This is a genomic window from Alteribacillus sp. HJP-4 (genome assembly GCF_042139015.1).
Taxonomy (GTDB): domain Bacteria; phylum Bacillota; class Bacilli; order Bacillales; family Marinococcaceae; genus JBHIKY01.
In genome coordinates, this window is the sequence record NZ_JBHIKY010000002.1 from 247563 (window position 1) to 270051 (window position 22489).

Here is a 22489-nt window from a genome sequence, read left to right on the forward strand (position 1 = left end):
TTCCTCCTTTTGAAATGTTAAAGTCCTCAATTTATTGATACAGCTCTGCTTCTCTTAAAGCTGCCTGATTACGCAGCTCAAGTTTTGCTACGGCCCGGCGGTGCACTTCATCTGGGCCGTCTGCAAGTCTTAGGGTCCGGATTGCCGCATAGCTTGCTGCAAGAGGGAAATCTTCACTTACTCCCGCCGCCCCCAGAGCTTGAATTGCACGGTCAATTACCTTTAATGCCATGCTCGGAGCCACAACCTTTATCATGGCAATTTCTTTGCGTGCTTCTTTATTACCTGCTTTGTCCATCCTATCTGCAGCTTTTAACACGAGAAGCCGAGCCTGTTCAATCTCGATTCTAGAATCAGCGATCCATTCCCGGATCACACCCTGACTCGAAAGTTTCTTAGCGAATGCCGTCCTTTCTTCCACACGTTCACACAGGATTTCCAAGGCTCGCTCAGCGGCGCCGATGGTTCTCATACAGTGATGAATTCTGCCTGGCCCGAGCCGCCCCTGGGCAATTTCAAAGCCTCGCCCTTCTCCCAGGAGTATATTTTCCTTTGGCACTCTGACATTAGTAAATGTAATTTCTGCATGCCCATGCGGTGCATCATCATAGCCAAATACCGGAAGCATCCGCTCTACTTTCACACCTGCAGTATTCATTGGAACTAAAATCATTGACTGCTGCCTGTGCCGTACTGCCTCTGGATCCGTTTTGCCCATAAAAATAAGTATTTCACAGCGAGGGTCTCCTGCCCCTGACGACCACCATTTGCGGCCGTTCAGAACGTATTCATTTCCATCCTTTTGTATGGAAGATTCAATATTAGCAGCATCCGAAGAAGCAACCGCCGGTTCTGTCATGCAAAAAGCAGATCGTATGCTCCCTTCTAATAAAGGAGTGAGCCATTTATGTTTCTGCTGCTCCGTTCCGTACCTTTCCAGCACCTCCATGTTTCCGGTGTCCGGAGCATTACAGTTAAATACCTCCGGCGCGATCGAGGAGCGCCCCATAATTTCACAGAGCGGTGCGTATTCTAGGTTGGTCAATCCTCTGCCGCGTTCGCTGTCAGGCAAGAATAGGTTCCAAAGTTCAGCAGTCTTCGCTTTTTCTTTCAAATCTTCCATAACTTCAGGAATGTTGGCAAAACTGTCCAGGCTTCGATTAAGCTGCTGCTTGTAAAGAATTTCATTTGGATAAATATGATCAGTCATGAATGTTGAAAGCTTATCACGCAGATCCTGCACCTTTGCAGAATAAGAAAAGTCCATCTAATCCCTCCAAATAGTAAATACTAACCGGTCGGTATGTTGGTAAGAAAAGAGACCAGCTCCCTTCAATCAATGAAAAAAGCTGGCATTGCCATTACTATATCTTACCTTTTCTGAAAATTCAATGGATTCTGCGTTCTATAAACGGAAGGCGGCGACTCCCGTTGGGGTCAGCGAAGTCTGAAAATCCATTATGACGAAGCTTCGCTGAGGCTGAATTAGTTGAAGACAAGCCCCTCGGAAAGCGTCCGCCTGCAGGGATGAAATCAACAAATGCTTTCTTATTCTTAAAAAAATACCATGGTCACCATCTGCAGGGATGGCGTCCATGGTATTTTTTAAGGGCTTTTGATACAGCCTCTTTCATGTTTTATCCCTGCATGGTTTCCTGCTGGTCGGCTTCGCGCTGCTCTCGTTTATGCTTTCGAAGCCGAACTTTATATATAAGCAGTACAATTCCTGCAGCAATTAGTGATTCTACGACAGCCATACCGACAGCGAAAATAGTTAGTGGAATAGCTCCAATCAACAAGGCAGTATACACTATCACATTTTTTAAAAGCGGAAGTTTCCGCGCGAAGCCGAGATTAAATACGACAACGCACATAATGACGACCGCTGCATACAGCAGAAACATACCAGTAGTAGGGTAGTTATGCACCTGCAGTAGACCTGCCGCCCAGCTTAATTGGTCGCGGCTGATATCAAGGTCATTCACATTTGCGGCTGCGATCACCATGATCCGTTCACCTCATTATATTAACATTTACGTCGTAGGTGAAGCTTCTGCATTTTTCTTCGCCAGCTTCGCCCGTTTTTCTTCCCGTTCTCTTGTGCTCTTGTCGAGAATTTTTTTACGGAGCCTGATTGATTCCGGAGTGACTTCACAATACTCGTCATCATTTAAATATTCGAGAGCTTCTTCGAGTGTCAAGAGGCGCGGCCTCTTCATCGTTACCGTGCTGTCTTTTGTGGCAGAGCGGACATTTGTCTGTTGTTTTGCTTTTACAATATTGACTGTCAAATCATTGTCACGTGTATGCTCGCCGACAATCATTCCAGCGTAGATTTCTGTCCCCGGCTCAACAAATAAGGTGCCTCGGTCTTCTACCTGCATCATACCATAAGGTGTGGTTTTTCCTGCTTCCATGGAAACGAGCACTCCCTGCCGGCGTCCTCCAACCTGCCCGGCATGAGCGGGCTTATAACCGTCAAAGGTATGGTTGAGAATCCCGTAGCCCTTTGTCTGTGCCATAAACTCAGTTGAATACCCTATCAGCCCACGTGAAGGAACCATAAAGTCCATACGCACCTGACCATCACCTTTGTTCACCATATCGAGCATTTCGCCTTTACGTTCCCCGAGTGATTCCATGATGTTGCCGGTGTAATCCTCCGGAACATCGACCTGCACTCGTTCGACAGGCTCAGAAACGACACCGTCTATTTCTTTAATGATTACTTCCGGTTTGGATACCTGCAGCTCATAGCCTTCCCGGCGCATATTTTCAATTAAAATTGATAAATGGAGCTCACCGCGTCCGGACACAGTCCAAACGTCAGGTGAATTTGTCTGCTCTACACGAAGACTTACATCTGTCTCCAGCTGAGTAAGGAGCCGCTCTTCCAGCTTGCGGCTTGTCACTTTATCTCCTTCCCGGCCTGCAAATGGACTGTTATTTACTAGAAATGTCATTTGCAGTGTTGGTTCATCTATACGAAGAGGCGGAAGCGCCTCCTGATGTTCAGTCGGACAGATGGTTTCCCCAACATTAATATCCTCTATTCCGGCAATCGCAATTAAATCACCAGCTTCTGCTTTATCAATTTCCATTCGTTTTAAACCCATAAACCCGAACAGCTTCGTTACTCTAAAGTTTTTCGTGCTGCCGTCCCGTTTAATGAGTGTTGCCTGATCTCCAGTTTTCAACGTTCCGCGAAAAACACGGCCTACCCCAATCCGTCCAAGGTAATCATTGTAATCAAGCATCGTTACTTGAAATTGGAAAGGATCATCACTGTTATCCACTGGGGCAGGTACATTATTTACAATCATTTCAAACAGCACATTCATGTTGTCATCCTGTTTTTCCGGATTTCTGCTTGCTGTACCGTTAATGGCAGAGGCATATACAACTGGAAAATCAAGCTGATCCTCGTCTGCACCAAGCTCGATAAACAAATCGAGCACTTCATCGACCACTTCCTCCGGTCTTGCCATGTCTCTGTCAATTTTATTAACTACTACAAGAGGTGTCAGCTTCTGTTCCAGCGCTTTTTTCAACACAAATCTGGTCTGCGGCATGCATCCCTCGTACGCATCCACAACAAGCAGGACACCGTCTACCATTTTTAAGATCCGTTCTACTTCTCCTCCAAAATCGGCGTGACCCGGAGTATCCATGATGTTGATACGTTTATCCTCATAGCGTACCGCGGTGTTCTTTGCTAAAATTGTAATACCGCGCTCACGTTCAATGTCATTGCTGTCCATCGCGCGTTCATCCACCTGTTCGTTTTCCCGGAAGGTGCCGGACTGCTTCAAAAGCTCATCCACTAGTGTCGTTTTCCCGTGGTCAACGTGGGCAATGATCGCAATGTTTCTTAAATCTGTTCTTAATTTCATTCTTTCTTAATCTCTCCTATCCTTTACGTGCACTTCCTCAACTAACCAAGTATATCACATATGAATACTTTACACACTTTTTCGAACACTTTTCATTTCTTCCTATTCATTGTACACTTAAATACGAGGAATTAATCTTCACTGGCAGGTGAATCCATGAACCGTGAAAAAGTACTATATCTATTAATAGCTGTCCTAGCCACCCTTTGCATTTCAGCAATCGGTGTTGCCATAGCTGAACGCTCCTGGCTGATCACCGCACTGAGCCTTATCGGAATGTATGCGGCATTTGCTGGAGCACGCAAGCTCCGGAGCCGGCAGGCGTCCGGTCAATAAAAAAACACATGCTCTTCCAGACGGGAGCGCATGTGTTTTTACTTATTTTTCAAAGCCTTCATGGTTGTGTACATAATGAAGCAGCTGCTTATGAAGTTTCGGACGCGCTGCCAAAATGGTATCTTTTTTCAGCATTGACGGTTCTTTTTCATTGAAGTTCGTAACGACCGCTCCCACCTCTTTTAAGAGAACAAGTCCAGCTGCGTAATCCCACGGTGCCAGCCGAAAGCTGATATAGCTGTCAAGACGGCCGCAGGCAAGATAGGCCAGTTCAATAGCAGCGGACCCGAAATTACGGACACTCCGGGATTTTCTAACCATGGTGTGCAATGACTGTTCTCCGTCCCGCTTTTCCCTGGCAAGCCACCTTCCGTTTAAGCCAATGACTGCTTCCGACAGATCCACCTCAGTAACCTGCGGAAGTCTTTCTCCATTTAAATAAGCGCCTTTTCCTTCCTGCGCCATAAACCATTCATCCTGCATGACATTATAAATTAAACCGACTTTGCCGATGCCGTCTTGAACAACGGCAACTGATATGGCGAAATTATATTTCTGGTGGACGAAATTAGTAGTTCCGTCGATCGGGTCAATTATCCATAAAACTCCGTCAGTCGACTCAATGTCCGCTCCTGCTTCCTCTTCGCCCATAACTTTGTGATGCGGATATGTTTTTTCAATATTTTCTGTCAAGAACCTTTCTATTTTAAAATCCATTTCCGTAACCAGATCATTCGGATTAGATTTCGTATCTATCTTCAGTGATTCGTGCAGGGACTGCCTCAGCATTTTTCCCGCTTCATTCATCCAACCTGCCGCTGTGTCCTGTACCTCTTCCCAATTTTCACTCATCGAACCACTCCTGCTGTGTCTGTCTATCCGTCCATTATCGCATAGGCTGGTTTAAAAAACACTTCTTGACAGTTTTTTCAATGATAAGCCTGTAATATTTTTATCATAGAAAGTTATTGACGGCTTTTGTGAAGGACTAAAATAACCTTTCTTAATAATTTTGTCCCTTCATGAAATTACTGGGAAATGCTCATAAATCCAGAGGATTGCAAATATGCTGAGTAAGAAGGCTCGAAATGAGGGATGAAATATGATTCGAGTGGCAGGAAGGCCGTATACCCAAAATGACCTGTTTCCCGGCGGAAGCACTGAAGCAATTATTTTGCAGAGGCTTATGGAAGACTCTGATGTTCATGCCTACCGAAGCATGGATGAATTAATATTTGAAGTGGAACTGCGCCGTCAGATTATTCTTAGTGCCAGAGCTCTGCACGATAGTGATGCAGATTTTGAAGTATTCATTCAATCAAGAGGCAACCCCCGCTACTGGAATGTATCTACGACAGGTGTTTTTCGGCTGCAGCGCGGTGTTCTGCCTGCGGATGCCATTAGGGATATCTTTATGAACAGTTCTCAGTACGGTTTTGAGTGTGCTACGGCTATGGTCATAATTTATTATGATGCCGTATTAAAGCTGCTTGGTGATCGTAAGTTTAATCAAATTTTCCCGGATCTTTATTTGTACAGCTGGCATTTTGATTCAGATCTTGGCATACAAGCGAGAAATTCCACTTTTCATATCCCTGGTGATGTTGTTTATTTTAATAACCCTGATTTTAACTGGAGTACTCCGCAATGGAGAGGAGAAAATGCTATTGTCCTCGAGGATGGAATGTATTATGGACACGGGATTGGCATGAAATCAGCGAGGGAGATGATAAATGAATTAAACCAGAGGCGTAATCCAGGTTCTACAATATCCGCTTATGTAACCACACAGGTGACCTTTCCGAATTTCAAGCATCTCGCACGCATCATGATGATGAGAGCTGATGCAGCACGGAAATTCCAGTACGTTATCATCGAGCACGATGAATGCTCTATTGATTTTGACCGCTACATTAAATATATGCATACGACATACCAGCGGCCCCATCCCTTCCCTCCCCGTTTTTAACGGGAGGGAGGCTCAGGGTCTTCAAGCAATCAATAGGTAATTACAGCAATGCAAAACTAAAAGTGAAGCCCGTTTAATAAATTCTATTTTTATTGCCTGCCCGCTAAAAGGTTGATAAGCCGCTCCACTCCTGAAAGCGGTATAACCACTTTTTAAGGTAGGCATTGTCTTCATATTCCTTGTACTCTGCAGTATATGTCCCATTTTCATTGTTCCAAATTCTATTGAAATAAGCCTCCGTTTCCTGCAAAAATGGTGAGCTGTTGTGACCGCTTACCCTGACATTCGTTTCGAGGTTAAAATTATGAAGGTTTCTCTTCGTAAAATTAGAAGAGCCTCCGATAAACGTCATTTCTTCGCCTCGCTTAGAAATGAAAAATTTCGAATGAAATTGTTCACCATCCGTTTCATACCAGCGAATATCAATGCCTCCTCCAGATTCTTCGATCAGTTCACCGGCAACAGGTCGATTGGGAATACCATTTTTTTCACTGCCGAAGGCATCCTTATTTACATCTAATACGATCTTAATGGAGACTTCTCTTTCCGCTGCTCCTAATAATTCCTGAATTATGTCCCGATCTGACAAATAAAACATTCCCAGTTTCAGTTCATCTCCGGCTTCTGCAGTGGTAATTTCCTCAAGTACATGATTTTTAATTTTCTTTTCCGTAAGGAGCTGCACCTGTTCGTTTTCTTCGTTTCGATCTGACTTCTCTGACGGCGAGACAGCAAAGTCATCAAATAGTTCTTTATCGGCACCCGACATGATCGCTGCTGCTTTTTCAGATGCAAGCAGGTCCTCAAGTATTCCACCTTGGAAAGTCACGGCGATATTTGAATGATGTGCACTTGCGTCATGTGGGTTTGCTGAAGTAACCATCCCTTCGTTTTCTGTAAGAACGGTTTTTCGATGATTTGCTTTAAAATGAAACATACTTAGATACGAGCGGATATTTACATCCGGTGCATCCAGACTAAACACATTTGGAAGCCACCCTTTCTCTGACGTGCCGAACCACTGAAGAAAAGTTCGGTGGATGCCTGAATACAGAGGATTCGAATCCCTCAGCTCAGAGAGATTTGTCATAAAGAGATGAATGTCATTTTCTTCGAGTTCTTTTAAATGATCGGGTAGATATGTTCCATAAAACGTATTTATTGGATCGGTAAGAAATATAATTTCCATTTCGGGATTCTGCTGTTTTTTTTCAATTAAGATATCAGATAACTGCTTTGATAAGGCCGGGAATTCCATCGATCGGTCATAGTCATCATTGAATAGAAACATATCAAGAAAAATGAACTCCTCCGCGTCTTCAATCATTTGAAACAACCGTTCAAATATTTCCTGCTCCTGCAGGGCACTGCCGTTTTCTGCTTCATAGGTTACATCATAAATAAACTCCAGCCCATCCGCCTCATGAACATCGCCTTCATATGAAATCCCTGGCGGCAATGGCTTCACATAGTGGTACACGGAAACTGAAAGAACCACTAGAACTGCTGCAAGAAGATATGGGCCGGGCCGACGCAGAATCGGTTTTTTATCCGGTGTCATTTTCGTTATCAAGTCACTATTCATAAGCACTTCCTCCAAGTTTCTCTCATTAGAAATTCTACAACTTCTCCGCGTTGTACCATCGGTTACCTTCCACAATTATTAAATTGGATATTTCTGAAATTAATCTTACCCTACCATATCATGACATCTGCACCAATACGTATGCCATATGATAGATTAATGCGTTTTTTGTGAAGTGCTTCACTTTTAATTGTTCCTGGACTCATAAAGAGTTATAGGGATCTGCATCATTTATTCCTGCAGCCAATTCAAATTTTTTATAGCCAAAAAAAGGCCGGGAGCTGCGTAGCAGCTGCCCAACCTTTTCCTATCAAAGAAAAATATATTTAATCTATTTATATCTCTTACACTTCGAGTCTAACTAATTCTTGCCTTAATGCTTCAAGACGCTCTTTACACTGATTCATCAGTTTAAGGTTTTCTTCAAGCATTGCATCGTGCAGACTGACAAGTTCATAGTCAATTTCCAACCGAAGCACCGGAATACGTTCTTCTGCATCTCTTCTTTTAAACGTCTGAATTACTTGTTCCATGCCACCCACCCCTTTTTTAGTCTACATGTCCTGGGTCAACAAGTTGCTGGAGGAAAGAAGTGCCAATTGCGAAATATTCAGATTTTTATGTTTCTGATATTATATCATATGATGTGGTGTTTGCAACAGATACTTTAATTTATAAATTTATATCCGCTTAAGACTAGTCTCAAGCCTATAAACACAATTGTTTGATTTTAATAGCAGGAGAAGGATATCATAAAACTAGATTATTACAATAATTTTTTATAATGATGAAAGGGGCTTTTCGCTTGGCTTTCCAAGGATTTCCAGGATTTTCACAAAAAGACTTTGAAACATTTCAGATCGACGGACTGGAGGATCGAATGGATGCGATCCGCGAAAGAATTCAGCCTAAATTTCAAGAAATAGGCGACTACTTAACCGAAGAGCTTTCCATGAAGCTGCGTAAAGAAATGCATTTACACATTGCCCAGCATGCACGCCGTTCGAAAAATCCACCAAATGACACATGGCTTGGTATTGCCGATGATAAACGAGGCTATAAAAAACACCCTCATTTTCAAGTTGGCCTATTTGATGATCATGTGTTTTTGTGGCTTGCATTTATTTACGAACTGCCGCATAAATCAGAAATTGCTAAGAGCTTTCTTGAGAATCGGAATAAAATCGAAAGACTCCCTAAGAAGTTTGTGATTTCGCCGGATCATATGAATAAGAATGCTTATACTTTGAAGGATACGCAAGGTGAGGATCTCGTTGAGGTGCTTGAACGTTTCAGGGATGTTAAAAAAGGTGAATTTTTGATTGGGCGTCATATAATGCATGATGATCCGCTTCTTCAAGACGGTGAAGCATTTTTACTCGAAGCAAAGAAAACATTTGAAAAGCTGATTCCGTTGTATAGACTTTCGCTGAAAGCTTAGATAAAGGCCAGCCTGGAGCTTTACTGCCCGGGTTGTTTTTCATTGTATGCTGCTTGTCTTATAGAAAGAACAATTTCGTGAATTATCTTACGATATTTATGCTGCCCTCCTTTTTGCCTGAATAAAATGAAAAGATCAGCCCACTGCTGAGCTGATCTTCCTATTCCATTCTTATTTTTTCTCCCGGTTCTGCCTTTCTCGCTTTTTGAACTGTCTTCCAGCAGGAAACGCCTGCCTTATCATCGAATTGTCTGCACCATTGTTTTTCCTCACTTTTTGATGGCACAATTTCTTTGAATCGATTGTAAAGTGCAAGAATGTCCTCCCGGGCAACAGCCTTGTTATGTGCCATTTCAATCGTTTGATAAAAATTTACAACATCAGTTATTTCATCGGTACTCCAATCCATAGATATGGGCATTTGAAGATTTTCTTCCATAATATATCCCTCCTATTCACACCATCGCGACTTCACATTTTCAGCTTCGTTCATCATTCGTTCAAACAACTCTTCGACACGCGGACAGTCTTTTATTCTGCCCATTACCTGCCCTGCCCAACCGAATCCTTTTGAATGATCCCCTTCGTATATATAGGATTTATTCGCTTCTCCACTAATATATTGTTTTAGTTTTTCATATTCAGGTGTTTTTGATTCCACCTCGAGGATTTTATCGGTCCAGCTATTGCTGATTGCTCTTGCCGGCGCTCCGATTGATCGCTTAATAATCACCGTATCATTTTCGGACCCTTCGAGCAGAGCTTGTTTATAAATACTATGTGCATGTATACATTCCTTCGTGGCGATAAATCTTGTTCCCATTTCAATCCCTTCTGCACCGAGAGCCAATGCCGCCATCATGGCTTTACCGTCACCGATCCCACCTGAAGCAATCACAGGAATATCAACGGAATCAACAACCTGTGGAATCAGCACCATTGTTCCGATGTCATCACGCCCGAGATGACCTCCTCCTTCCTGGCCGACTACCATCACCGCATCCGCTCCCAGCTCAGCTGCTTTTTCAGCCTGACGGCGGGCGGCAACAAGTACGAGCTTCTTGACGTTTGTTCCTTTCAGCATATCGATAATCGGTGCCGGGTTACCTCCAGTCATCGATATGACCTCTACTCCTTCTTCAAGTGCTGCTTCCACCATATGCTCAAATGGGCGGCCGTGCTTGCCAATTGCAAAGTTGACTCCGAACGGCTTGTCGGTTTTTTCTTTGACGAGCCTTATTTCTTTCTTTAATGCATCCTCATCCGGCAGAGACATGGCTGTGATTTGACCGAGACCACCGGCATTAGATACGGCAGCAGCTAAATCAGAATAAGCAAGATAAGCAAGTCCTCCTTGAATAATGGGGTATTTAATATGTAATAGCTCTGTTACTCGTGTGTTCATTTTCATTTCCATTCTGCCTCCTTAAACAGCTGCTTTTGTAAGCACTAACAGACTATATATCTCCATAACCTTTTTACTTCGAAATAAAACTGAGTTATCCCTGTTCCCCGAAGCAAAAACAGAAAAAATCTGTTATACTCAAGTTTGTTTTTATTGTGCGGGTGGGTGGGGGCCAGGCCCCTCCAATTTTCCCACAATTGGTTTACATAATTCAATTTAGTGTGTGAGGTGTTTGCTTTTGCTTACTCAATGGGATGCTCCTTTATTTGATGCGTTAAAGAGGCATGCGGCTGCTAAACCAGTTCCTTTCCATATCCCCGGTCATAAAAGTGGAAAAGGGATGAATGAAGAATTCCGCTCCTTCATTGGGGAAAATGCTTTGTCTATTGACCTTATTAATATTGAACCGCTTGATGACCTGCACCATCCTGCCGGCGTGATAGACCAAGCCCAAAAACTCGCAGCGGAAGCATTTGGTGCAGATTATACTTTTTTCTCCGTACAGGGCACGAGCGGAGCTATCATGACGATGATTATGTCTGTATGTGCGCCCGGTGATAAAATCTTAGTCCCACGCAATGTCCACAAATCCATAATGTCTGCAATTATTTTTGCTGGTGCTTCTCCCGTGTTCATTTATCCTGAACTTGATCATGAGCTTGGCATTTCACACGGTATTACACCGGAGGCAGCAGAACGTGCTATGCACCAGCACCCTGATGCCAAGGCTCTGCTCGTGATTAATCCGACATACTTTGGCGTAGCGGCTGATTTAAAAGAAATTGTACGGGTTTCTCATAAAAGAAACATACCTGTACTTGTCGACGAGGCACACGGCGTACACATCCACTTTCATAAAGACTTTCCACTCTCAGCCATGCAGGCTGGTGCGGACCTTGCAGCAACAAGTGTCCATAAGCTTGGTGGTTCTTTAACTCAAAGCTCTGTATTAAATGTAAAAGAAGGGCTCATCCGCGCTTCTCACGTTCAGGCGGTCATGAGTATGCTGACGACGACATCCACTTCATATTTGCTGCTTGCTTCCCTCGACACAGCAAGAAAGCATCTGGCAACAAGAGGTCCAGACCTGCTTGCCAGAACTTCGCTGCTAGCGGAGGAGACGCGCATCCTTATTAATGAAATTGATGGATGTCACTGTCCCGGTGAGGAAATGCTCGATGGTAAAGCAGTCTATGCAGTTGATCCTACAAAACTTATAATTTCTGTGTATCAACTGGGCATTACCGGCTACGAAGCTGAAAAGTGGCTCCGTACTCATTATAATATTGAAGTAGAATTATCGGATTTGTATAACATTCTCTGCATTATTTCATTTGGTGATACAAATAATGAAACCAGCTATTTAATAGAAGCACTCCAAGAGCTTTCTTTAGAAAAAAGAGCTGCCTTCTCCAGTGTTAAGGCACATGCTATCTCACTTCCAGATATTCCAGTTCTTTCTGTATCACCACGTGACGCCTTTTACGCTCCAACGGAAACGATTCCTTACGGTCATTCCGCTGGACGGATAATTGCTGAATTTATCATGATATATCCGCCAGGGATTCCGGTGCTGCTTCCTGGTGAAATCATTACTGAAGAGAATCTCAATTATATTACTGAAAATATTCTGGCCGGTCTCCCCGTCCAAGGCCCGGAAGACCCTACACTTCAATATATAAAAGTAATCAAGGAACACACACCAATTCGATGAATTCTGCTGAGTGTTCACACAGCAGGGCTGAACTTTGCAGAATATTTCATGTATATTCAGATCATAAAAAAAAGCCAGGACCCCGCTTTCGGGGACCCTGGCTTTTCTATCGGTAAATTATTTTTTCGCAATTCTTTTTTCATCACATTTTTTACATGAAGAAGAGTAAAGCGTTGCAACCTTTTCTCCTTCAATATGCTCAATGATCTGGTCACAAGTTTGGCAAACGATCGTTTCCATGTACATCCTCTCCTTTTGTAAGCGTTTTATCAGTCGGCTTATTTAATATAATATTATGACACATTTAAATTGTCAACCTTAAATTGTATAACACATTTATTTTATACCAACTAAAAAAGCTGCCTATTAGCAGCTTCAAGTTGTTGAGAAAGCCTTTTCAACAGCCTCTTTTTATAAAAAGCTGACACATAGACCTGTCAGCTTTCGTACGGTCATTCTTTCACTTGCAATAATTCCAATACGTAAAATGCAACGTCACCATTATGGTATTTATTCTTAGATTGAAGAACGGAAGGCGTTGACTCCGGGTCGATTAAACCGGCCACGTCCTGGGGCCAGCATCGACACTAGCACGTCCTGTGCGTCGCGGGAATAGCTTGAGGAAAAGACTCCGCGGGCAGTGTCAGGTGTCAAGGAGGCTGAGACCAAGCCCACGGGAAGCGGCCTCCTGCAGGGATGAAATCAACACAATCTATATTTTCTTACCTTATGAACAAATAAAATGGCTGGAAAACCACCAATTTTCAAAATATACAAAAACCCACGCTTCATAAAAGCATGGGTTCCCAACAACCTGAATCTGCCTTTTGGCAGTTTTCTATTAATATTGAGTATACAAAGTTGGACCTGGTATAATTTCCTTAAAATATTCAGATAAATGCTTCGTATCTTCATCAGATTCAATTCGGAACGACTTCTTAATAAAAGCTTCATTCTCCGTATCCTCGTGTCCGAGCAGAACTGATCGGCCGGTCTGCATACAGATAACCAGCGGTTTTCCAAAAAACATATCGGTGTAAACAATGCCAAAATCGTAACGGGACTCTTCAGTTGAAAGGCCGACAAAACGAACGCCAGTGGTTTCAAACTCCTCATACAATTTATCAAAAAATTCCATTGAGGCACCTCCTGGTTTGAATATTCTGACTATTATTATACACCTATTAGGCGGTTTCTGCAATTGATCCTCTATATGTCACGAGAATATTAAAATTGAGAAGAAACCGCCCCGATAAAATTACTAATTTCATTTAAAAAGATGAAATCCTCCTCCTGTATAACATAATTATCTGACCTGGTTTCTAACACAAGAACCCCCTGCAGCAATTGTCCATTAAAGAAAGGTACAAATAAAAAGGATTGATCTTTTTTAAAATAAGCTGTTGTTTTCCCCCGCATTGCACAAAGATGAAAAGGACTTTCTGCGATAGTCATTTCACGTTTAAACGGTAATAGACTAACATCCCCTACACTTTCAAAGGTCAGCCACGTGTTTTCAAATATGGCTGAATGGACGCAATAATGCCATCTCTTTTCCAGTGTATGTATGACACCCTCATAAAAGTCGTATAAAGATTTTGAATAATCGTGAGCGAGTCCGACTTCCATCCTCATTTCATCTAACAAATCAGATTTGCTCATGTGTCTGCCCCCTACGTCTAACCTGAAAATTTACTTTAATGACAGCTACTTTCTTTCTTTGCTGCCGCGAAGAGTTGCTGCTGTTCATTATTAATTGTAGAATATCACAGTTTTTTTATTTGAAAAGCACTTCCGGTTTGAAACGTCAATAAAAGTGAAGAAAATATATATTTCGACATCCGTTCCCGAGATTAAACTCATTAAATTATTCATTTTTTTATTAATAAAAAAGAGGCGGTCATTCCGCCCGCCTCGTACATTGCTGATGATTATATAACCGTTCACTTTGAGTCTGTTTCAATTTGGCCAGGATCAATAAATTCATATTTGTTTTCTCTGAAGCCGTCAACCATCTGCGGGAGTGCATCTTTTGTCCATTCACGGTCGTGCATGAGCAGGTTTGCTCCATCGCGGAGGTACTCGGTGTTCACCATGATGTCTGCTAGTGCGTCTGCATCTTGATAGTCAGCCTCCCAGTCATAGCCGTATGTCCAGTTCATGGAAAGCATGCCTTCTTCTTCAACAATTGCAGTAGATTCATCTGAATTAAGACCGAAAGGCGCCCGGAAAAATTCTGGCTTTTCACCAGTGATAGACTCGATTTCTTGATTTAATTGTACTATTTCCTCCCGCTGCTCTTCTTCCGAGGTCTCCGTTAAATTCACATGATTCATCGTATGATTGCCTATATGAAAGCCCATGTCCGAAATTTCTTTGAGCATCTGCTTTCCTTCTTCATCCTGAATAAAATGTCCGTTCACAAAAAATATCGCTGGAACTTCTGCTTCTTTTAAATATTCAGCCATTTCCAGACTGTATGAATCCGGAGCGTCATCAATCGTTACGAGAACAGCGCTGCTTTCGGTTTCTTCGGATGACTCCAGGGAAGCATCCTCCTGTATTTCGTATGTAATAGGTGGTTCTTCCGGCACTTCTTCTTGATTCTTTTGTTTCTCCTCTGATTCTTCTTCAGCTTTTTCTTTTTCATCTTTTACTTCAGCTTCTTGCTGCTTTTCCGGCTCCGCAGACGATGGTTGTGATTGTTCCTCCGCGTCAGCTCCGCAGCCTGCAAGAAGAAGTGCAATTAGCCCTAGTGGTACTAAGTATTTCAAAAAAGACCCCCCAATAATATCTAGATACAAACATATTATATCAAAAATTGTTAAAAAACGGGATAAAAAGTTAAATTCTGTTATGAAACTTTAGTCCTTAATTAATAATAAAATACGTAAGTCTTTTTTAATACCTATTGGTTAGACTATAATAAGATAGAGTATAAAAAAACATGCTGAATTTTTGTTGCGTCTGGACATACACATGTTATAATTGCCTTTGTGGCTTTTTATGGCGAATCTTGTCGTGCAGCAAAATTCGTGAAATAATTGGATTTATCAGGTCTCAAACATAGTAATTGTAAGATCAAAATTTTTTTGAGAAAGGTGGTAATGCCTGAGATGAAAAAATTAACACCCGTTTTTTACATCTCTTTTGTACTAGCACTAATTTTTATTATCTGGGGTGCAATAGCTCCGGACCATATCAGTACTGTTCTTGGAACAATTCAAGGTTATATTTCTGAACAGCTTGGCTGGTTTTATCTATTGTCTGCCACTGCATTTGTTATCTTCGTTTTCTATTTGATATTCAGTCCATATGGAAAAATTAGACTTGGTAAACCTGATGAAAGACCTGAATATAACTATTTCACTTGGTTTGCGTTTTTGTTCACCGCCGGTATGGGAATTGGTCTCGTTTTCTGGGGTGTAGCTGAGCCTCTTTATCATTTTTACGGACCTCCTTCTCAAGAGCCGGAATCAACGGCTGCGGCGGCTGCGGCGATGCGCTACTCGTTCTTCCACTGGGGTTTTCATCCGTGGGCTATTTATGCGGTAGTTGCACTATCACTTGCCTACTTTAAATTTCGCCATGATGCCCCAGGGGTTGTCAGTGCCTCGCTTCGCCCGATCTTTGGAGACAAGGTAGACGGACCGCTCGGAACTGTCATTAATGTCATCGTAGTATTTGCGACCATTTTTGGGGTGGCCACTTCCCTTGGTTTCGGAGCTGCCCAGGTAACCGGAGGTATCAGTTATACCTTTGACTTTATTCCGGATGGCACCGGCACGCAGCTGGTAGTCGTAGCCCTCATTACAGTGCTTTATTTGATTTCGGCCGGCACAGGGTTAAATAAAGGGATACGTATATTAAGCTTAACGAATGTATATTTAGCTGTTGGGCTAATGCTCTTTCTACTCGCTGTCGGACCGACTGTCTTTATTTTAGATGTATTCACTTCTACTTTAGGAGGGTATTTTCAGTACCTGCCGACGATGAGCTTCAACTCCGGGTCATTTAGTACTGACCGGGTCTGGCTGGAAAGCTGGACTATTTTCTATTGGGCGTGGTGGATTGCATGGTCTCCTTTCGTTGGTACGTTTATTGCCCGTGTCTCCCGCGGACGCACGATCCGTGAATTTTTACTAGGGGTACTCGCTGTACCAACTGCTTTTGGCGCCATTTGGTTTTCAGTTTTCGGCGGTACAGGATTGTTCCTCGATTCAGAACTCGGAGGGGCACTTTATGAAACAATGACCAATCGTGGTGACGAATATGCACTATTCAGCCTACTTGATCAGTTTCCGCTCGCTCCAATTATGATTACTCTAGCCATACTTTTGATCGTATCTTTCTTTGTTACTTCTGCAGACTCCGCCACCTTTGTGCTTGGGATGCAGACGACAAATGGAAGCCTGAATCCGCCAACCTCTGTGAAGATGGTATGGGGTATTATTCAATCCTCTGCTGCCGCCGTGCTTCTCTATTTCGGAGGCCTTGCAGGGCTTCAGACAGCGATGATTATAGCTGCCCTGCCGTTTACGGTGATAATGATCCTAATGGTAATTTCAATCTTTAAATCACTTCGAAGTGAAAAGCATATTCTTCAGACCGATCGGGCCGCAGTGCAGGCGGAACGCAACCGGCTACGGGAAGAAAAAGAAAAACTAAAGCGTGAAAAAGAAGAATTGAACCGTCAGGTTAAAGCTGACAAGCGCTCCTAAATATTTAACACCACTCCGGAGTTATCCTCCGGAGCTTTTTTTATAAAGAAAAACTTGATTTATGAACATGTCCAAACGGTAAAAGCCGTATTCATACAAAAAAAGCTGCACCAGCGGTGTTTTCCGCCAATGCAGCTTTATGTGAATCCTGTTTACTTTGTTACGTGTATTGGTGTTCCCATCGCAACCTCAGCTGCTTCCATTGTAATTTCACCAAGTGATGGGTGGGCATGAATAGTCATCGCCAGATCCTCGGCTGTCATTCCGGCTTCAATTGCAAGTCCAACTTCTGCAATCATATCAGAAGCATTCGGTCCTGCGATTTGGGCGCCGATGACAAGATCGTCCTCCTTACGGGTGATGAGCTTCATAAAGCCATCTGCGTTGTTAAGGGAGAGAGCTCTTCCGTTTGCCTGGAAAGGAAATTTCGATGCATTCACGTCATATCCTTCATCCTTCGCCTCTGCCTCAGTATAACCAACTGTCGCAAGCTCCGGATCAGAGAATACGACCATTGGAATGCCGATATAATCAATTTCTGCTGCTTCACCGGAAATAGCTTCTGCCGCTACTTTTCCTTCGTAGGAAGCCTTATGGGCAAGGGCAGGCCCGGCAATAATGTCGCCGATGGCAAAGATATTCTTTACACTTGTACGACATTGCTTATCTACTTTAATAAATCCTTTATCTTCAAGCTCTACCCCAATCTGTTCAAGTCCCATTTCTTCTGTGTTGGGCTTGCGTCCGACAGAAACGAGAACATAGTCTGCTTCGAACGTCTTCTCTTCGCCCTTCACTTCAGCTGTCAGCTTAACGCTGCTGTCTGATTCATCCACCGATTGAGCAAATGCTTCCGTTTCAATGGTGACGCCATTTTTCTTGAGCTTTTTCTGAACGAGCTGAGACATTTGCTTTTCGAAGCCGCCGAGAATCCGCTTTTCTCCTTCGAGAATAGTTACTTCAGAGCCAAGGTTTGCATAGGCACCTGCAAGCTCGACTCCAATGTAGCCGCCGCCGACAACTACAAGCTTTTCAGGTATCTCTTCCAATGCCAATGCTCCAGTGGAATTGATAACACGCTTGCTGTATTTCAAGCTAGGAAGCTCAATTGGTGTTGAGCCTGTAGCAATGATGCAGTTTTTAAATTTGTAAGTCTGCGAGCTGTATTCTTCGCTTGAAACCTTTACCTGGTCAGCATCAGAAAAATAAGCTTCCCCGCGGACTATATTTACTTTATTACCTTTTAATAATCCTTCTACACCGCCGGTCAGCTTCTTCACCACACCGGCTTTCCACTCCTGTACCTTAGAGAAGTCGATGTTTACTTTTTCCGTTGTAATGCCCATATCGCTTCCGCCTTCTTTTGCATCGTGAGCTTTATGTCCCGCTTCAATTAATGCTTTAGACGGGATGCAGCCCACATTCAAGCAGACACCGCCCATGTATTCTCTTTCTACGATCGTTACTTTTTGCCCGAGCTGAGCTGCGCGGATAGCTGCGACATACCCTCCAGGACCGGATCCAATAATGAGTGTGTCTGTTTCTTCTGCAAAATCTCCAACAACCATTCTTTACCCCTCCATTACTAATAATTCTGGATCATTTAATAAGCGCTTCACTTGGTTCAACGCGTTTTGAGCAGTGACTCCGTCTACCAGACGGTGGTCATAACTTAAGGATAAAGCAAGCATAGGGGCAATGACAACTTCGCCATCACGAACGATCGCTTTTTCCTCAATACGTCCAATTCCAAGAATTGCTACTTCCGGATGATTGATAACCGGAGTGAACCATAATCCCTTCGCTGAACCTACATTTGAAATGGTGGAGGTTCCGCCTTTCATTTCTTCGGATGAAAGCTTACCGTCCCGTGCTTTCGTCGCAAGCCCGTTAATTTCATCGGCAAGGCTGAAAATCGATTTGCGGTCTGCTTCTTTCACCACGGGCACGACAAGCCCTTGTTCAGTATCAGCTGCAATACCAATATTATAATAATTTTTGTACACAATTTCCTGATTTTCATCATCAATGGATGCATTTAGTGCAGGATACTTACGCAGTGCAGAGGTCAGTGCTTTTACCACATAAGGAAGATATGTGAGCTTGATCTCCTGCTCTGCTGCAATCGGCTTATATTTCCTGCGGTTTTCCACTAGTTTTGTTACATCCACTTCATCCATGTGAGTGACATGAGGTGCCGTATGCTTAGAGTTAACCATTGCTTTCGCAATAGCTTTGCGGATGCCTTTTAGAGGCACGCGCTCTTCCATGGCTGCTGTATCCTGTGCTGATGCCGGAGTTTGTTTTTCTGGTGCTGCCGTCTCTTCCGGCTGCTGATCGCCTTTATCAGCTGTTTCTGAATCCGCACCGCCTTCAAGGTAAGCTTCAATATCCTCCTTAATTACACGGCCATTTTTCCCGCTTCCTTTTACCTTGCGGATGTTAACATCTTTTTCACGGGCAAATTTTCGGACAGATGGCATTGCAATCACTCGCTTACCGTCATCTTCCTCCGTATCTCCACTTTCCTCTGAAGCGGTCTCCGTACTCTTTGCCTCAGCTTCCTGCTTTTCCTCACTTTTGTCCTCTGTATCTTCTTTTTCTTTCGGCTCTTCTGCTTTTTCTTCTTTGTCTTCGTCCTTATCACTGTTGTCCGAAGAGCTGTCACCGCTGCCATCATCAATTGTCATGATGACGTCGCCGACGACGCACGTTTCGCCTTCTTCTACTTTTACGTCTAACACGGTGCCATCAACCGAAGATGGAATTTCCACTACGGCTTTGTCATTTTGAACCTCACATAGGATATCGTCTTCTTGAACCGTGTCGCCTTTTTTGACAAAAAATTTAACTATTTCCCCTTCATGGATACCTTCACCGATATCTGGAAGTTTAAATTCGTAAGCCACTTATATTGCCTCCTTTAAATACGATTAACCATGAGAAAAGAGACTGAAAAAGAATCCATTACTCTCTTTCAGTCTTTCCCGTGTTTAGAAATTGATGACTGCTTTTGCTTTTTCGATTACATCATTATGGTTTGGAAGCCATACATCTTCAGCAGCAGCAAAAGGAAATACGGTATCAGGAGCAGTGACACGAAGAACCGGTGCTTCTAAATGCAGAATCGCTTCATCGTTAATATCTGCTACAACGTTCGCGCTGACACCTGCTTGTTTTTGTGCTTCCTGTACGACGATGGCACGATTTGTTTTCTTGACCGATTCAAGAACAGTTTCCATATCAATCGGACTTACCGTACGAAGATCTATCACTTCTGCTTCAATTCCCTCTTCCGCGAGCTCGTCTGCCGCTTTTAAGCATGCGTGGACCATGGCTCCGTACGTGACCATCGTAACGTCTTTACCTTCCCTTTTAATGTCTGCCTTCCCGAGTTCAATTGTGTATTCTTCTTCCGGTACTTCTTCCCGGAAGGAACGGTACAGCTTCATGTGCTCTAAGAAAACGACAGGATCGTTGTCACGGATTGCCGAAATCAACAGACCTTTTGCATCGTAAGGAGTAGCAGGTATAACTACTTTTAAACCTGGAGACTGAGCCATTAATCCTTCGAGGTTATCGGCGTGCAGTTCAGGTGTTTTTACGCCGCCGCCAAATGGAGCACGGATCGTAATCGGGGAATGGTAGTGTCCTCCGGAACGGTACCGCATTCTAGCCATCTGACCCGCCACAGAATCCATCGTTTCAAAAACAAAACCAAAAAACTGAATTTCCATTACAGGACGGAAACCTGTCAGTCCCAGACCAATAGCCAGCCCGCCTATTCCAGATTCAGCAAGTGGTGTATCAAATACGCGCTCTTCTCCAAATTCATCCTGCAGACCATCTGTTGCACGGAATACTCCGCCGTTTTTCCCCACGTCTTCACCGAAAACAAGTACTTCTTCGTCGTTTTTCAGCTCATTACGCATTGCATCGGTTATTGCCTGAATCATTGTCATTTGCGCCATAGCTTACTTCGACTCCTTCTCTCTATATTCTTCGAGCTGCTTCTGCAGATTGGCAGGCAGCGTTTCGTTCATGATCTCAATTAAATCTGAAACTTTCTGCTTTGGTGCATTGTCAGCTTCTTTAATAGCAGCTTTAATGTCGTCTTTTGCTTTATCAACGATTTCGTTTTCTTTATCTTCGGACCAGAGTTTTTTCTCCTCCAGGTATTTACGGAAGCGGACAAGTGGATCCTTCTTTTCCCACTCATCATCAAGCTCCGATGTGCGGTAGCGGGTTGGATCGTCCCCTGCCATAGTGTGCGGGCCGTAGCGGTAGCAGAGTGTTTCAATTAAAGTCGGCCCCTCATCATTCAGCGCATTTTCACGCGCATCTTTTGTAGCAGCATATACTGCCAGCACATCCATGCCGTCCACCTGTACTCCATTTATACCGGCAGCCACTGCTTTTTGAGCAATAGTCTTTGCTGCCGACTGCTGTTCCACTGGCACAGAAATCGCAAAGCGATTATTTTGAACAATGAAAATAGCAGGAGCATTGTATGCACCGGCAAAGTTCATTCCTTCGTAGAAATCCCCCTGCGAGGCACCACCGTCTCCTGTGTAAGTAACTGCGACGTTATCTTTATTCTTCCTTTTAAGTCCGAGTGCTACACCGGCTGTCTGCACAATCTGTGCACCGATAATAATTTGAGGCATAAGAACGTTTACTTCTTCCGGAATCTGTCCTCCGTGAAAATGTCCACGTGAATATAGAAAGGCCTGGTAAAGAGGCATTCCGTGCCATACAATCTGCGGGACATCACGATACCCTGGCAGAATCCAGTCTTCTTTTTCCAGCGCATAGTGAGAACCGATCATTGAAGCTTCCTGCCCTGCCACTGGCGCATAGAATCCAAGACGTCCCTGGCGGTTCAAGGAGATCGCACGTTGATCCCATATGCGTGTATACACCATTCTTTCCATCATTTCCGTTAGCTCTTCATCTGACAGATCAGGAAGCGCTTCTTTATTAACAACTTTCCCGTCTTCATTTAAGATTTGAAACATTTCAAAGTGACCTTCTACTTTTTCCATTTCTTTCGTAGCCACAAATGTTCACCTCTTCCTTTCTTTCCTTTAAATAGAATTGCACAGCCTGCAATTACCTATAGAAAAGTACCCACACGCCCAAAAATAAAAGAACGCAGCATCATGCGCCCTCTTTAAAAAGGGTGGCAAAAAAACCGGATACTCTTGCCAGCCTGACCATCCTTGTCCTTAGAGTGTCCACTTCAACTGAAAACATCACATTTAACATTTACATTCCGGCAGACTTTTACTATCAAATTACCCTAAGTTCAAGTTTGATAATCATGCAATATCGATTATCCGACAAGCTGTTTCATTTGTTAATTAAAAAAAGTGAAACAACTTTATCCCATACATAGAATAAACTAAAAGAAAAAGGTTCGTCA

Annotated in this window: 21 protein-coding genes; 5 read left to right on the plus strand and 16 right to left on the minus strand. The window is 43.3% G+C overall.

Annotation, left to right across the window (positions count from 1 at the left end; all coding sequences use genetic code 11):
• Nucleotides 1–31 precede the first annotated feature (31 nt).
• The 3 genes from ACE4RR_RS02705 to typA form a co-directional block, all read right to left on the minus strand.
• Nucleotides 32–1267 (minus strand): acyl-CoA dehydrogenase family protein, encoded by a 1236-nt coding sequence (locus ACE4RR_RS02705; RefSeq protein ID WP_375533853.1) that lies wholly within the window; start codon nucleotides 1265–1267, stop codon nucleotides 32–34.
• Nucleotides 1268–1637: 370 nt separating this feature from the next.
• The gene (locus ACE4RR_RS02710; RefSeq protein WP_375533854.1) at nucleotides 1638–2006 is read right to left on the minus strand and encodes a YlaH-like family protein; all 369 of its coding nucleotides are present in this window, start codon (nucleotides 2004–2006) and stop codon (nucleotides 1638–1640) included.
• 27 nt (nucleotides 2007–2033) lie between these two features.
• Nucleotides 2034–3893, minus strand: a complete 1860-nt coding sequence (gene typA, locus ACE4RR_RS02715) for a translational GTPase TypA (RefSeq protein WP_375533855.1) — start codon at nucleotides 3891–3893, stop codon at nucleotides 2034–2036.
• A gap of 156 nt (nucleotides 3894–4049) precedes the next feature.
• On the opposite strand from typA, the gene ACE4RR_RS02720 reads away from it, so the two are divergent.
• The gene (locus tag ACE4RR_RS02720) at nucleotides 4050–4229 is read left to right on the plus strand and encodes a DUF5325 family protein (protein WP_375533856.1); all 180 of its coding nucleotides are present in this window, start codon (nucleotides 4050–4052) and stop codon (nucleotides 4227–4229) included.
• A 42-nt stretch (nucleotides 4230–4271) separates the two neighbouring features.
• On the opposite strand, the gene ACE4RR_RS02725 is transcribed toward ACE4RR_RS02720, so the two are convergent.
• Nucleotides 4272–5081, minus strand: coding sequence for an inositol monophosphatase family protein (locus ACE4RR_RS02725; protein WP_375533857.1), 810 nt, complete (start codon nucleotides 5079–5081; stop codon nucleotides 4272–4274).
• A gap of 250 nt (nucleotides 5082–5331) precedes the next feature.
• On the opposite strand from ACE4RR_RS02725, the gene ACE4RR_RS02730 reads away from it, so the two are divergent.
• Nucleotides 5332–6198 (plus strand): protein-glutamine gamma-glutamyltransferase, encoded by an 867-nt coding sequence (locus ACE4RR_RS02730; RefSeq protein ID WP_375533858.1) that lies wholly within the window; start codon nucleotides 5332–5334, stop codon nucleotides 6196–6198.
• Nucleotides 6199–6301: 103 nt separating this feature from the next.
• Here ACE4RR_RS02730 and ACE4RR_RS02735 read toward each other — a convergent pair whose 3' ends face one another.
• Together ACE4RR_RS02735 and ACE4RR_RS02740 are read right to left on the minus strand one after the other, a co-directional pair.
• The gene (locus tag ACE4RR_RS02735; RefSeq protein ID WP_375533859.1) at nucleotides 6302–7783 is read right to left on the minus strand and encodes a phospholipase D family protein; all 1482 of its coding nucleotides are present in this window, start codon (nucleotides 7781–7783) and stop codon (nucleotides 6302–6304) included.
• Between the two features lie 344 nt (nucleotides 7784–8127).
• A complete protein-coding gene (locus tag ACE4RR_RS02740) occupies nucleotides 8128–8316 on the minus strand; it encodes a hypothetical protein (RefSeq protein WP_375533860.1) in 189 nt (62 codons plus the stop codon).
• A 272-nt stretch (nucleotides 8317–8588) separates the two neighbouring features.
• On the opposite strand from ACE4RR_RS02740, the gene ACE4RR_RS02745 reads away from it, so the two are divergent.
• Complete coding sequence (locus ACE4RR_RS02745; RefSeq protein ID WP_375533861.1) at nucleotides 8589–9224, plus strand: YktB family protein; 636 nt, start codon at nucleotides 8589–8591, stop codon at nucleotides 9222–9224.
• Nucleotides 9225–9384: 160 nt separating this feature from the next.
• Here the strand turns inward: ACE4RR_RS02745 and ACE4RR_RS02750 are convergent, their stop codons facing one another.
• Together ACE4RR_RS02750 and ACE4RR_RS02755 are read right to left on the minus strand one after the other, a co-directional pair.
• Nucleotides 9385–9663, minus strand: a complete 279-nt coding sequence (locus tag ACE4RR_RS02750; RefSeq protein WP_375533862.1) for a UPF0223 family protein — start codon at nucleotides 9661–9663, stop codon at nucleotides 9385–9387.
• A gap of 12 nt (nucleotides 9664–9675) precedes the next feature.
• Nucleotides 9676–10635, minus strand: coding sequence for an NAD(P)H-dependent flavin oxidoreductase (locus ACE4RR_RS02755; RefSeq protein WP_375533863.1), 960 nt, complete (start codon nucleotides 10633–10635; stop codon nucleotides 9676–9678).
• Nucleotides 10636–10867: 232 nt separating this feature from the next.
• On the opposite strand from ACE4RR_RS02755, the gene ACE4RR_RS02760 reads away from it, so the two are divergent.
• Nucleotides 10868–12343: an aminotransferase class I/II-fold pyridoxal phosphate-dependent enzyme gene (locus tag ACE4RR_RS02760; protein ID WP_375533864.1), complete on the plus strand. Its 1476-nt coding sequence runs from the start codon at nucleotides 10868–10870 to the stop codon at nucleotides 12341–12343.
• Between the two features lie 117 nt (nucleotides 12344–12460).
• Here the strand turns inward: ACE4RR_RS02760 and ACE4RR_RS02765 are convergent, their stop codons facing one another.
• The 4 genes from ACE4RR_RS02765 to ACE4RR_RS02780 form a co-directional block, all read right to left on the minus strand.
• Nucleotides 12461–12583, minus strand: a complete 123-nt coding sequence (locus ACE4RR_RS02765; RefSeq protein ID WP_375533865.1) for a GapA-binding peptide SR1P — start codon at nucleotides 12581–12583, stop codon at nucleotides 12461–12463.
• Nucleotides 12584–13184: 601 nt separating this feature from the next.
• Nucleotides 13185–13481: a DUF3055 domain-containing protein gene (locus ACE4RR_RS02770; protein WP_375533866.1), complete on the minus strand. Its 297-nt coding sequence runs from the start codon at nucleotides 13479–13481 to the stop codon at nucleotides 13185–13187.
• Nucleotides 13482–13570: 89 nt separating this feature from the next.
• Nucleotides 13571–14005: a hypothetical protein gene (locus ACE4RR_RS02775; RefSeq protein ID WP_375533867.1), complete on the minus strand. Its 435-nt coding sequence runs from the start codon at nucleotides 14003–14005 to the stop codon at nucleotides 13571–13573.
• Between the two features lie 281 nt (nucleotides 14006–14286).
• Nucleotides 14287–15117 carry a polysaccharide deacetylase family protein gene (locus ACE4RR_RS02780; RefSeq protein WP_375533868.1) on the minus strand — a complete coding sequence of 277 codons (831 nt, stop codon included), beginning with the start codon at nucleotides 15115–15117 and terminating at the stop codon, nucleotides 14287–14289.
• A 342-nt stretch (nucleotides 15118–15459) separates the two neighbouring features.
• Here ACE4RR_RS02780 and ACE4RR_RS02785 point away from each other — a divergent pair, with 342 nt between their 5' ends.
• The gene (locus ACE4RR_RS02785; protein ID WP_375533869.1) at nucleotides 15460–17064 is read left to right on the plus strand and encodes a glycine betaine uptake BCCT transporter; all 1605 of its coding nucleotides are present in this window, start codon (nucleotides 15460–15462) and stop codon (nucleotides 17062–17064) included.
• 152 nt (nucleotides 17065–17216) lie between these two features.
• Here the strand turns inward: ACE4RR_RS02785 and lpdA are convergent, their stop codons facing one another.
• The 4 genes from lpdA to pdhA all read right to left on the minus strand — a co-directional run bounded on the left by lpdA (nucleotide 17217) and on the right by pdhA (nucleotide 22109).
• Nucleotides 17217–18632, minus strand: a complete 1416-nt coding sequence (gene lpdA / locus ACE4RR_RS02790) for a dihydrolipoyl dehydrogenase (RefSeq protein WP_375533870.1) — start codon at nucleotides 18630–18632, stop codon at nucleotides 17217–17219.
• 3 nt (nucleotides 18633–18635) lie between these two features.
• A complete protein-coding gene (locus ACE4RR_RS02795; protein WP_375533871.1) occupies nucleotides 18636–19973 on the minus strand; it encodes a dihydrolipoamide acetyltransferase family protein in 1338 nt (445 codons plus the stop codon).
• 84 nt (nucleotides 19974–20057) lie between these two features.
• A complete protein-coding gene (locus ACE4RR_RS02800) occupies nucleotides 20058–21035 on the minus strand; it encodes an alpha-ketoacid dehydrogenase subunit beta (protein WP_375533872.1) in 978 nt (325 codons plus the stop codon).
• A 3-nt stretch (nucleotides 21036–21038) separates the two neighbouring features.
• On the minus strand, nucleotides 21039–22109 hold the full coding sequence (pdhA, locus tag ACE4RR_RS02805) for a pyruvate dehydrogenase (acetyl-transferring) E1 component subunit alpha (protein ID WP_375533924.1): 1071 nt from the start codon (nucleotides 22107–22109) through the stop codon (nucleotides 21039–21041).
• Between the last annotated feature and the right edge of the window lie 380 nt (nucleotides 22110–22489).